Annotated in this window: 10 protein-coding genes; 8 read left to right on the top strand and 2 right to left on the bottom strand. The window is 38.1% G+C overall.

Annotation, left to right across the window (positions count from 1 at the left end):
• Nucleotides 1-30: 30 nt before the first annotated feature.
• The 8 genes from AC6R0L_RS16865 (at nucleotide 31) to AC6R0L_RS16830 (ending at nucleotide 9,072) form a co-directional block, all read left to right on the top strand.
• Nucleotides 31-1,311: an oligosaccharide flippase family protein gene (locus AC6R0L_RS16865; RefSeq protein ID WP_500629873.1), complete on the top strand. Its 1,281-nt coding sequence runs from the start codon at nucleotides 31-33 to the stop codon at nucleotides 1,309-1,311.
• Nucleotides 1,308-2,786, top strand: a complete 1,479-nt coding sequence (locus tag AC6R0L_RS16860; protein ID WP_500629872.1) for an alkaline phosphatase family protein — start codon at nucleotides 1,308-1,310, stop codon at nucleotides 2,784-2,786. The genes AC6R0L_RS16865 and AC6R0L_RS16860 overlap by 4 nt, the downstream gene beginning before the upstream one ends.
• Nucleotides 2,776-3,933: a polysaccharide pyruvyl transferase family protein gene (locus AC6R0L_RS16855; protein ID WP_500629871.1), complete on the top strand. Its 1,158-nt coding sequence runs from the start codon at nucleotides 2,776-2,778 to the stop codon at nucleotides 3,931-3,933. Before AC6R0L_RS16860 ends, AC6R0L_RS16855 begins: the two co-directional genes overlap by 11 nt.
• Before the next feature lie 17 nt (nucleotides 3,934-3,950).
• The gene (locus AC6R0L_RS16850; protein WP_500629870.1) at nucleotides 3,951-5,183 is read left to right on the top strand and encodes an O-antigen ligase family protein; all 1,233 of its coding nucleotides are present in this window, start codon (nucleotides 3,951-3,953) and stop codon (nucleotides 5,181-5,183) included.
• Nucleotides 5,177-5,854: an acyltransferase gene (locus AC6R0L_RS16845; RefSeq protein WP_500629869.1), complete on the top strand. Its 678-nt coding sequence runs from the start codon at nucleotides 5,177-5,179 to the stop codon at nucleotides 5,852-5,854. The genes AC6R0L_RS16850 and AC6R0L_RS16845 overlap by 7 nt, the downstream gene beginning before the upstream one ends.
• Before the next feature lies 1 nt (nucleotide 5,855).
• Nucleotides 5,856-6,962 carry a glycosyltransferase family 4 protein gene (locus AC6R0L_RS16840; RefSeq protein ID WP_500629868.1) on the top strand — a complete coding sequence of 369 codons (1,107 nt, stop codon included), beginning with the start codon at nucleotides 5,856-5,858 and terminating at the stop codon, nucleotides 6,960-6,962.
• 52 nt (nucleotides 6,963-7,014) lie between these two features.
• Nucleotides 7,015-7,797 (top strand): phosphoadenylyl-sulfate reductase, encoded by a 783-nt coding sequence (locus AC6R0L_RS16835; protein WP_500629867.1) that lies wholly within the window; start codon nucleotides 7,015-7,017, stop codon nucleotides 7,795-7,797.
• A 183-nt stretch (nucleotides 7,798-7,980) separates the two neighbouring features.
• Nucleotides 7,981-9,072, top strand: coding sequence for a DUF1972 domain-containing protein (locus tag AC6R0L_RS16830; protein WP_500629866.1), 1,092 nt, complete (start codon nucleotides 7,981-7,983; stop codon nucleotides 9,070-9,072).
• A 215-nt stretch (nucleotides 9,073-9,287) separates the two neighbouring features.
• On the opposite strand, the gene wecA is transcribed toward AC6R0L_RS16830, so the two are convergent.
• On the bottom strand, nucleotides 9,288-10,349 hold the full coding sequence (gene wecA, locus AC6R0L_RS16825; protein ID WP_500629865.1) for a UDP-N-acetylglucosamine--undecaprenyl-phosphate N-acetylglucosaminephosphotransferase: 1,062 nt from the start codon (nucleotides 10,347-10,349) through the stop codon (nucleotides 9,288-9,290).
• Nucleotides 10,350-10,371: 22 nt separating this feature from the next.
• A complete protein-coding gene (pssA, locus tag AC6R0L_RS16820; RefSeq protein ID WP_500629900.1) occupies nucleotides 10,372-11,712 on the bottom strand; it encodes a CDP-diacylglycerol--serine O-phosphatidyltransferase in 1,341 nt (446 codons plus the stop codon).
• Nucleotides 11,713-11,757 lie beyond the last annotated feature (45 nt).

The raw sequence follows: 11,757 nt of genomic DNA, 5'->3' as shown, positions 1-11,757 counted from the left end.
AATGAGAATTAAAATGTCAAATAGTCACCAATGAAAAAAAAACAAATAATAGCCTATTTTTCTAGATTTGGAGGAGTAGGTATTTCATTCCTACTATCTTCATTTTTAGCTAGAGTGCTGGGTGCGGATACTTTTGGAACATATAGCTATATGTTGTCAATCGTAATGTTGCTAACTCTACCAACACAGTCAGCTATCCCGGTAATTGCACTCAGAGACATGGCCAGAAATAAACTTGCGCAAAAAAAGGTTGAATTACCAGAAAAGTTCAGCTCTTTTATTGTGCAAGTCATCTTCTATGGGGTGTTAATAGTAGGTCTAGCTATTGGTATTATCAACTACTATGAAGTACCTAATGTAGTAAGCTGGCAAGTTTATATATTTGCGCCTCTTTGTGTATTAATCCCGTTATCAATGCTGTTTAGCTCTATATGTCGAGGTGGTGGGTATCTATTAACCAGTATGATACCGGAGCATGTAATTAGACCTTCTATTGTATTAGTGTGTGTATTTGCTTTATACGTGCAATATTCGGCAGTAAGTATCTATGCTGCTATAGTTTCAACTGTTGTTTCTTATCTTCTAATTACAATATACTATTTAATCTTTATCAAGATCAACTTTGAAAAAGGTACTACAGCTAAAGCTGCAACAGACTATAGTTTTAAGCAATTGTTTAATCTCTCTATTATATCGGGTGGTCAAGTTATATTTGCAAATATAGAAGTTTTCATTTTGGGGGCTTTAGTTGAAAGCGAACAAGTTGCAATATTCAAAATAGCACTTGTTATAAGCTTGATTATTATATTTAGCCAAACAGTTGTAAACCAAATTATACAACCTGAAATTGTAAAGAAATATGAGTCTGGAGATGCGGAAAAATTACAAGACCTAATTGGTAATAGCTCTTTGTTAATAACAGTTTTAGGTGTTATTGTCTTTACATTAGTTCTTGTTTTTGGTGAAAGCTTTATTATCTATTTCTACGGGGCTGAATATCAAGCCGCATACTACATTTTGCTGATACTTTCCTTCGGGCAAATTGCAAATATGGGTATTGGTTCTGTAAGCACTATTCTCAACATGACGCGAAATGAGTCCTATGCAGTAAAGCCGATGTTGGTCACTATAGTATTAAATATACTTTTTGACGTGCTATTGATTTTTTATTTTGGAGTTTATGGAGCGGCAATGTCTGCGACGTTATCAATGTTATTATGGAATTTTCTGCTCAGAAAACAAGTTATGAAAAGAACCGGGATTGAAAGTTCTGGTTTGGTTTTTTTATTAAATAAGGTGTGTAAATCGTGAAAGTGCTATTAGTTGGTATGGATGGTTGTCATGAAGATGTGTTTAATCGAGGTTGGACTCCATTTATTAGTTCGCTGTTAGAAGGGCATAAGCAATTAGATATTTATAACGATTTATTAAGTAGGGGGTGGTTGGAGATTGCAACTGGAGAGCATGCAACTTCGACCGGTGCCCTTTACGACTTACCGACAAAAGAAGCTAACTTAAACTGGTCAAACGAGTTCAAGCTTGATGATGTGCCTCATCTGAACACAGAAGTAAAACCAATATGGCAAAGATTAAACGAAGGGGGCTATAAAGTTGGTATTATGAACTTACCGACGACGTTTCCTGCTCCTAAAGTTGATGGTTTTTTTGTTTCAGGAGGTGGCGGTGGAGCTCCAGTAACGGCAGAAGTTCAAGAATCTCTGTGCTACCCAGAAGAAATTAAGGATTACCTCAACAACTCTGGGTATATTATTGATGAAAGATTATATCAGTTAGTCGCGGAGAAAAAGCTAACTTCACCAATCGATATTATGGGGCGACTTTCATATAAAAATAGTAAGCGTACAGATGCATTTATTCATCTATCCAAAGAAAAGGAAGTAGACTTCGGGTTCGTAGTTTATAAAACTTCCTCAGTATTTGCGGAAACATTTTATAATACAGAGAAGACTAGGGGTAAAAATTCGGCTAATGCTAAAGATATCAAAATGCTCGAGGCAGTCGAAAAGTATTACAATGACTTTGATAACGAGATTAGAAAGTTGTCATCTGCATTTCCTGATACGGAGTTTATTTTTGTATCTGATCATGGAAGTACAGAGCGTAAATTCTCCATTAACCCTAATATTTTATTAATGGAAAATGGTCTCTACTTTAAGGGAGTAAAAGAGAGTCTATCTAAACTAATAGTTGGGAAAATCAAAGAGTTAGTGCCTTTTAAAGTTAAAGCCTACTTGAAAAAATCTCCGATGGTTAAGTATAAGAACTTTGGTGCTGTAGATTTTGGCGATGGTACAAAAGCCTTTTGTAAAACTGTAGGTGACTGGATCCATGGTATCTATATTAACGACTATCGATTTTCTGGACCGGTAGAGAAAGTCGAGAAGGAAGAAATAGTAAGTCAAATCGTAACTATCGTAAATAGTGACCCTCTGTATAAAAAACATGGGATAAAAGCTATTTCGCAATATGATTACAAAAATACTCAAAATGAATATTTTCCGGATGTTGTGTTATTGGTTCAGGATGGATATTTGACCGATGATAAGCTTACTAATAAATTAGAAGAGTTTAAGCCTCCTTATTCGAATTCGTCTCTTTCTTCAATTACTAAGGGGGACATTCTAAGTATAAAATCGCACTCTCCTATTTTTATGGCATCAAATACACTTCTTGATAAGACAGCGTCTTCTAATATTAACGGAGACTTGACAGAAGTTTATAAACTAATTGTAAAGTATTTTGGAAAGAATGAAAATGAAAAATAAAATAGCGATTTTGACACTGCACTGGGCTAATAATTATGGTGCAGTTTTACAGGTTTATGCACTGTCTAAATTTCTAAAGGATAAAGGCTATGATGTTGAAGTTCTTGATTATAAGATGGAGGCTTCAAGAAAAAGCATGGTCTTATCTAATCCCATATCATTTGTAAGAAAAATGCTGTCTCGTGGGATGTTTAAGCCTTCTAATATACTAGGTCGATTATCTAGTACGGCGGATGTCAATAATGGTTCGCTGATTAAACAGGAAATATTTGATGACTTTAGGAAGAGCTACCTTAATATATCAAAGAGTGCAGTAAACTCAGAAACGATTAAGTATAAGAGTGATGATTTCGATTGCTTCATTGTAGGTAGTGATCAAGTATGGGCTGCTGACTTTTTGTTTACTAGCCCTACGTATCTACTCTCTTTTGTTCCTGACAGGAAGACAAAAATAAGCTATGCAGCTAGCTTTGGAAAAATGGAGTTAGAGGGTTATCTAAAGCCAATTTTTAATCAGTATATAAATAAAATTGACTATATTTCAGTTAGAGAAAGTAGTGGTCTAGATATAGTGAGTGAGTTTACGGATCGAGTTTGCCAGGTACTAGATCCAACGTTACTTTTAAATGATTATAATGAGTTGGTATGCGAGCCGACGGATTCCAAATACATCTTGGTTTACAAGCTAAATCAAGTCGATTCTTTGTCAAACTACTTTTTGTCTCAGGTCGAAACTATTTCAGAAATAACTGGTTATAAAGTTATTTTTGTTTCCCCAGATGGTGCGTTAGATTTACCAAATGCAGATATTCGATTACCAACGCCAAATCAATTACTAGGATTGATAAAAAATGCTGAACTGGTTTTAACGAATTCCTTTCATGGGTTGGTTTTTTCAATAATTTTCAAAAAGCCTCTATTGGGCTTCCAGCGCGATCTTTTTAAGGACAAGCAGAATCTTCGATTGACAGGTTTACTGAGTATGTGTGGCATGGAGCAGAATTTAGTTTCTTTTGGAACTGTAATCAATAAAGACAGTTTAGAGGCGATGTTGGCTATAGATTACGATAAGGTGAACGAAAAACTGTCTGTTGCAAGAGATAGGTCTATATCCTTTCTTTCAGAAGCGCTAGGTAATATACGTTAATCTTTGCCATGATTAAAATGGACGAATATAGTAATAAACGGTTTTGTAGTAGCAATACCGTTTCTATTAGTTTAGATAGATTGGTATTGTTTTCCATTTTCCTAATCTTGCCTTTCTTTGATGCTGTAAATGGTATTTTGGTTGTAAGTGGGGTTATTTCGGAAGGAGGGGTTGCATCTCCTTCCCAGCTAGGGCGTGCGATATTAATGTCCTTAGTGATTTATATTATTTATAAGAGAAAACTTTCCATTTCACCTTTTTACTTTCTATTCTATTTATTGTGTATAGAGTTTTTCTTTGGAGTTGTTCACGAGCAAATCTATGGAGTTTTGATTGGAATAGTATCTGTTCAAAAGCTAGTATATATATTGCTTGTTTCATTGGTAATGAGGTCGGTATTAAGCAACGGAACAGATAATCAACGGTATTTTTTTAAACTGTTTCAATATAATTTGTTAGTAATTTCATTGTGCTTGGTGTTCTCAACAATAACCGGGATTGGAAACAGTACGTATGGTTGGGGATTTGGAACGAAAAGTTTCTTTTCGTCAGGTAACGGTCTAGGGTTATACCTCGGTATTGGCACTATGCTTCTGATAGGAGTTAGGAACTATTTTTTTTCTGCTCTAAGTTTCAAAATTTTGCTTGTGTGCTCTTTAAGTGTAGCTCTTATTGGAACAAAAACTTCGTTGATATTTTGTGCTTTAAATCTAGTTGCTCTTTTTTGGTCTTCTAAATATAGAGTGTTCATGTTTATATGTGTATTTTTTGGTGCCCCTCTTGTTTCAAATATTCTCATAAACACTATGAGTGTTATGTTTGAAGTTATAATGGCGAGGTTGCAAAATTCGGATAGTATTATCTCTTATTTTGGAAGTGGACGAATTGAATATGTAACATCAGCATTTCAAGTATTCTGGGCTGGGAACGGAAGTGCGGCACGTTTACTTTTAGGCTCAGGAGCATTTATTTCCTTTAATCCAACATATCTTGCGAATTACGACGTATTAGAAACAGATTTATTTGATCTGTTATTTATGTATGGTCTGGTAACTGTGTTTTTGTATTTTTGTTTTTCAATTTTTGTTGGAATTAGATTACTAAAGTTTCCAATACTTTTTCTTGGTTTTATACTTTTATTTGGCCATTCGTTTATAGCTGGTCATGTAGTCTTTAATGGGATGAGTTCCGTGTGTTTTGCTATTTCTTACGCTATTGCTTCAAATGTTAAGGGAATAACTAGATGTTAAAAAGAGCTATTTCCTTCGCTGTTAAAGTTATTAAAGGGCGAAGTTTTAAGATTGATAAAGAAGTTCCTAATAGAGCAATTTTGTCGATTTTTTTTCATCGAGCAATTGATTTGTTGAGAGGGATTATTTTAATCAGAAAGATCGTGTTTATCGGTTCGGGTTCAAAAATAACATCACGTTCTAGGATGTTCTTTGGGAAAGGTGTTGTCATAGGCAGGTTTACTGAAATTGATGGTTTGAGTAAAGAAGGTTTGATTTTTGGTAATGCGGTTTCAATTGGGGCGCATTCAATAATTCGGGTTAGTGGGACCTTGACTGATATTGGCAAAGGGATTAAGTTTGGTGACAATGTTGGAATAGGGGATTTTTCGCATATAGGTGGCGCAGGTGGAGTCAGTATTGGGAATGACACAATTATTGGAGCTTATTTTAGTGTTCATCCAGAAAATCATAACTTTGATGACAAAGATATACTAATTAGAAAGCAAGGAGTAAATCGAAAAGGGATCAAAGTTGGCAATAATTGTTGGATTGGCGCTAAGGTTACTATACTGGACGGAAGTGTAATAGGTGATGGATGCGTTGTTGCTGCTGGTTCTGTAGTTAATGGAACATATCCTAACAATGTTGTTATAGGCGGTGTCCCTTCTCGAGTTTTGAAGGAGATCTAGTTTGAATAATAAGACAGAACTGTATTTTGTTCATATTTTTAATGACTTCAGTGGTAGCCCTAGAGTGCTTAGGGATGTCATCGATAGCGAAATAATTGATCCCGACAATATTTATGTGTTAACGAGTAGGCATAGTGGTTTTCTAGATGGAGTATGTGGGCATCGTCTTAGTTGTTTTTATGCTCGCAGCAATAACAGGTATATCCAGTTATTCTACTATTTACTCTCTCAACTTTTAATTTTCTTTCAATTGTCATTTTATTTATTACGCTCGACTATTAGAAAAAGGGAATCTACAATCATTGTTAATACAATGCTCCCTTTTGGAGCGGTACTATCTGGAAAGTTATTTGGGAAAAAAGTTGTTTCTTATGTCCATGAAACAAAAATAAAGCCTAAGCTGCTTAAGCAGTTTCTTCGATTATTTATAGAGCATTGTGCGGATAACGTTATTTTTGTTTCGAAATATCTTCAGTCAGTAGAAGCTTTCAAGCGTCCTAAACAAAATGTTATATATAATGGGTTGAGGAGCGATTTTCCTGAAATAGAGGAAGTGGATATTAGCTTAAAATTTGAAGGGAAAATGATTTTTTTCGCAGGTTCACTAAGAGAGTATAAAGGGATATCTCAACTTATTGAGATTGCTAATCGTTTGCCTGAATTTAAGGTTGTAGCCGCATTGAATTGCTCTCTAGATGAACTTCATCATTTTACAGCAAACAGAGAGTTACCGAGTAATTTTTTACCGCTCGCTCGTCCACAGGACATTCAAGATTACTTTAGGAAGAGTTTTATTGTATTAAATTTGTCTCTACCAGATGGATGGGTAGAGACATTCGGTTTATCGTTAATTGAGGGAATGGCTTTCGGTACCCCTGTTGTTGCTCCTCCTGTCGGTGGGCCGACTGAGTTTGTCGATTCGAGTAACGGTTTATTAGTAGATTCACGATGTATTGATGACATAGTTTGTTTTGTACAAAAGTTGAATTCCTCTATAAATATTTGGAGCTCTTTTTCTCACCATGCATTCTATACATCAAAACAGTTTAGAAGCTCAGTTTTTATAAGAACGTTTAGATTGTATTTCCAAGAAGAAGGCTTAGCTTAGTTTTAGATTATTATTTATATACCTAATGTTATAGTATTTTAAGGTCGCATATATGTTAGACTTGCATGTTTTATTGAGTAAAGAGTCAGGTAGTCAACGTAAAATAATTGACGAGATTAATAGATATCTTTCAAATTTGAAAGCTGAGGATAGAGTAAAGTGGGCTATTGATAATGTTTCAGGTAATCATGCATTGACATCTAGTTTTGGTATTCAGTCAGCAGTATGTTTACATATGTATAGCACAATAAAGCCTGATATACCGGTTATATTGATTGATACGGGTTACTTATTTCCAGAAACATATACGTTTATTGAAGAAATGAAGAATAGGTTGGATATTAATTTAAAAGTGTTTCGACCTGAATTATCTCCAGCATGGCAAGAGAGTTGCTATGGAAAATTATGGGAGCAGGGCATTGAAGGAATCAAAAAATATAATCGCATTAATAAAGTTTTGCCAATGATTAGCGCTCTAGAACAATTAGATTTATCTATGTGGCATTCGGGTCTCCGTAAGTCTCAGTCTGATACTAGAGCAGATTTTGATTTTCTCTCTATTCAAGGGAACAGGTTAAAGTTCTTACCTATTTTGGATTGGTCAGAAGAAGATGTTAGAGAGTATTTTGACAAAAATCAATTAGATTATCATCCACTTTACTATAAAGGTTACGTTTCTTTAGGTGATATTCATACTACCGTCCCATTAGAGGAGGGGATGAAAGTTCAAGATACTAGGTTTTATGGGTTAAAGCGTGAGTGTGGATTACATGATGATACTATATCTAAAGAGGTTCAGGTTGATATGTCTACTTTTTTTAAAGAAGATGAATGATAGTTTCACTTATTCTTCTGAGGGGGGGCATGTTAGTATTGCCTTTGTATTCCCCTGTGTAGATAGTCAAATGTAACTAAGTTTTTCCTAGAATAAAGTTAGATTGCGCCTCTTTGTAAACATACATACTTTCTTGTAAACGAAACTTTTGTTCTTGAAACTATTATATTAGAGTATTGCGTTATGAAAAAATATAAAGTGTCTATAGTTGGTACTGTAGGGATACCCGCTTGCTACGGTGGGTTTGAATCGTTAGTTGAAAACTTAACATTGAACGTAAGTAATGATGTTGAGTATACTGTTTTTTGTTCATCCAAGAGTTATCCTGAACGACTACACAAGCATAATGAAGCTTCACTGTCTTATATCCCGCTAAAGGCTAATGGAGTTCAAAGTATTCCTTATGATATTGTGTCCTTAATTAAGTGTCTTCAATCAACCCCAGATGTAGTTGTGATTTTAGGAGTGTCCGGATGTATGTTTTTGCCAATTTTTCGTTTGTTTTCTCGAAGCCGTGTTATTACAAATATTGACGGTTTAGAGTGGAAAAGAGATAAGTGGGGTAAGTTAACACGGAGTTTCCTAAAATGGTCAGAATCTCTTGCAATAAAGTATTCCGATGTGGTTATTACAGATAACCAGGCTATCAGTGATTATGTTAAGCAAAAATATAATATGGATAGCGTTACTATAGCTTATGGAGGAGATCACGCGTTACGAGATATTCAAGTGCCTGAAACTGAAGAGCTATACTCTCTCGCGCTCTGTCGCATAGAACCAGAGAACAATGTAGAGTTAATTCTCGAAGCTTTTTCCAAGTCTGATAGATGTCTTAAATTTGTTGGAAATTGGGGGGCTAACGATTATGGTCGACGATTGAAAATGCAATACAACGACTTTAATAATATTGAGTTAATAGATCCAATTTATGATCTTGACGAGTTGTATAAGTTAAGAGTCAATTGCGAACTGTATGTTCATGGTCATTCTGCTGGTGGGACCAACCCTTCGTTGGTAGAGATGATGCACTTTGGAGTTCCAATTTTCGCTTTTGACTGTTCTTTTAATAGGTATTCTACAAACAATAGAGCTGAATACTTCAATGACGTACATAGTTTAGAAAAATTATTAAAAGGTAGTGCCAGAATAACTCTAAATAGTATTGGCAACGATATGAAGTCTATCGCAGAAAAATCATATACTTGGCGTGAGATATCAAGATGTTATCAAGACACTTTTTTAGGTGTCATCGCTGATGTAAAACCGACCCACTAACGCCGATTTTAAATTGGTCCACCTGGGTCAAACTATCCGTTCGTAACATGTGTAATGTAGTGGCCAACTAAATCCGGACACTCTGTTAGGCAGATTCTTGGCTTCAGCTGGCAGCATCCCGTCATTATGTTGATTTGGACGCTGCGCTGCTAGTTGTAGTAATCCATCAGGTATAGACCGACGGTCTCGCTTCACTTCACTATGTAACCCTTGTACTATCTTCCCAAAAGTTGTTTCACTTTCGCAGTCACTACCCACACATGCGTGATCAAGTAGTAATACACCCCAAACAGTGCGACAAACCCATAAAACATGACATACTCGGGTATGTGATAAATCTCTCCAGCGATACCCATACCAGCAAATAGCGTAGCAAATAAGCAGATAGAGCAAAGCGTTTGTAAAGGACTGAAACCAATACGCTGGAAGATATGATGTAGGTGTTCTCTGTCTGGTTTAAATGGAGAGTCACCTCGTCGAATACGTCTGATCATGATTGCTGCCATATCCATCAGTGGGATCGCAATAAACCATAAAGCGGTGACAGGTCTCAGTGGTGAAGGACCTGCGTTTTGGCTCGAAAGTAACAGCAACCATATAACGGTAAAACCAATTAGCATGCTGCCAGCATCGCCCATAAAGACTTTGTGTTTTCGTTTCAGCATGCCAAGGTTAAGCATAATATACGGTAGCATGATTACCACGAGCACTAAACAGAAGTAAGCGATGCTGCTTTGGCCGTCATAAGCAAGTACCATGCCTAAAGCGCCAAAAGTGACGACAGAGAGACCACCTAATAATCCATCGATACCGTCAACCATATTAAAGGCATTGATAGCGCCGACTACCGCCAATATAGTAACTAAATACCCAAACCAACCTAAAGTGATGATGTTGCCCGAACCAAAGATGTCACCGATGGTGTGCAGTTCAATACCTCCGAGCATCATCATGGCAACTGATAATGCAGCTTGAACAGCAAAACGGATCTTAAAACTGATATCGAACTTGTCATCTAATGCGCCGACCGCGACCAAAATGAGGATGCAAACCGCGTATAGAGGTGTATTCGGCAAGATGGTTTGGTTATTAGACAAGAAGTAAAGTAACGAGACACAAATGGAAATACCACCTACCAAGGGAATACTTCCTAGATGTTGCTTACGTTTTGTCGGTTTATCGACCAGCCCGATCCCTTGCGCGAGTTTTCGCATAAAAAAGATCGTGACCAGCGAGAAGAAGAATAGAAAACCTAGGTCGATGATTTGCGTTAACATAGCCACTGCTTCTTTTGTTATTTTATAAAATTCGTTTTAAAACCCGATCCGCTCTCACACGCGTGATCTTTCGCATCAGTTTCTTCACCGGCAGCGGGTAATCCTCAAACTTCTCCACCTGCTTATAAGTGCAGATCAGCTGAGTGTGCTTGAGAATATTTTCCACTTCCTGATCGAACTGCGGGGTGAGGTGATGGTAGTCATCTCTGATGAGCAGCGCGTTTTCGAGATCTAGGCTCCAAGCTCGTGGGTTGAGGTTGTTACCCGTGATCATCATGTAACGCTTATCGACCCAAATCCCTTTGAGGTGGAAGCTGTTTTCATCGTGCTTCCACAGTCTCAAGGAGAGCTTTCTGGCGGCAATATTGGCTTCATTGGCTTTGGCAAACGCGCGCAAGTTGCGCTCGTAGAGATACGGCAGGCCGCCAATGGTTTTGAACTCTTGCTCCGGGGAGATGTAAAAGTCGTTGGCGGTCTTATCACCCACCACAATGGTGACTTTTACGCCGCGACGGATGGCTTTTTTCACCTCTTTCGCGACGCTGCGCGGGAAGTTGAAGTAGGGCGTGCAGATGAAAATCTCATCTTTGGCCATCGCCAGTAAATGGTTGATGCTTTGGTTAAGCTTGTTGCGCTTTTTCCCCACGCCGACAATCGGCGTCACCGCCACTTGATGTGCGCCAATGCTTTGCGGTTCAAACGGGTAACTGGCTTTGGCGAGTTGCGCGCGCAGTTGGCGAATTTGCGCTTTGATCTGCGCGGTTTCCGGCTTGCTTGGGCACGCGAGATCGTTCACGGCCGGGTGCGCCACCATGGCTTCATCAATAAACTCGGCCATACTATCGGCGAGCGCTGGGTTCGCCAATACATGGTAGCGGTCAAAGCGGTAGCGCTCTTTATAATGCAGGTAGATGTTGTTTAAGCTGGCGCCGCTGTAGATGACTTGTTCATCAATCACAAAACCTTTGAGGTGCAGCACACCAAACACTTCACGCCCACGCACCGGAATGCCGTACACAGGCACGCGATGGGTATACTGCTCAGTAAAGCGCTTGTACATCGCGGCGTTGGTCTCGCCGTGCTCTGCGCCAATCAGCCCACGCTGCGCGCGGTGCCAGTCGACGCACACTTTGACATCGAGGCCTGGATTGCGCTGCTTGGCTTCATAGAGCTCGGTGAGGATCGCTCGGCCGGCCTCATCGTCTTCCAAGTAGAGCGCAACCAGATAGATTCGCTTGCTTGCCTGACGAATCGCTTCAATTAAGCGAGTTCGAAAATCGGCCGCAGAAAACAGCGTTTCAAACTGAGCTGGATCTTGAGCCAGAGCAGGCAGTTGCTCAAACAAATTACGATTGGTCATCATGGTGACGGCGTTACCTTTATTTAAAGTGGACAGGGAGTTTAGCAA

It is taken from the genome of Vibrio sp. R15-SG3-ISO1A (assembly GCF_059833955.1).
The sequence above is the reverse complement of the archived record's forward strand: the minus strand, read 5'-3'. Positions and strand labels throughout refer to the sequence as shown.

Excerpts from the sequence above, each read along its gene's own strand:
- AC6R0L_RS16865 (WP_500629873.1), top strand. The coding sequence starts at position 31 with ATGAAAAAAAAACAAATAATAGCCTATTTTTCTAGATTTGGAGGAGTA.
- AC6R0L_RS16855 (WP_500629871.1), top strand. The coding sequence starts at position 2,776 with ATGAAAAATAAAATAGCGATTTTGACACTGCACTGGGCTAATAATTAT.
- AC6R0L_RS16850 (WP_500629870.1), top strand. The coding sequence starts at position 3,951 with ATGGACGAATATAGTAATAAACGGTTTTGTAGTAGCAATACCGTTTCT.
- AC6R0L_RS16845 (WP_500629869.1), top strand. The coding sequence starts at position 5,177 with ATGTTAAAAAGAGCTATTTCCTTCGCTGTTAAAGTTATTAAAGGGCGA.
- AC6R0L_RS16835 (WP_500629867.1), top strand. The coding sequence starts at position 7,015 with ATGTTAGACTTGCATGTTTTATTGAGTAAAGAGTCAGGTAGTCAACGT.
- AC6R0L_RS16830 (WP_500629866.1), top strand. The coding sequence starts at position 7,981 with ATGAAAAAATATAAAGTGTCTATAGTTGGTACTGTAGGGATACCCGCT.
- wecA (WP_500629865.1), bottom strand. The coding sequence starts at position 10,349 with ATGTTAACGCAAATCATCGACCTAGGTTTTCTATTCTTCTTCTCGCTG.
- pssA (WP_500629900.1), bottom strand. The coding sequence starts at position 11,712 with ATGATGACCAATCGTAATTTGTTTGAGCAACTGCCTGCTCTGGCTCAA.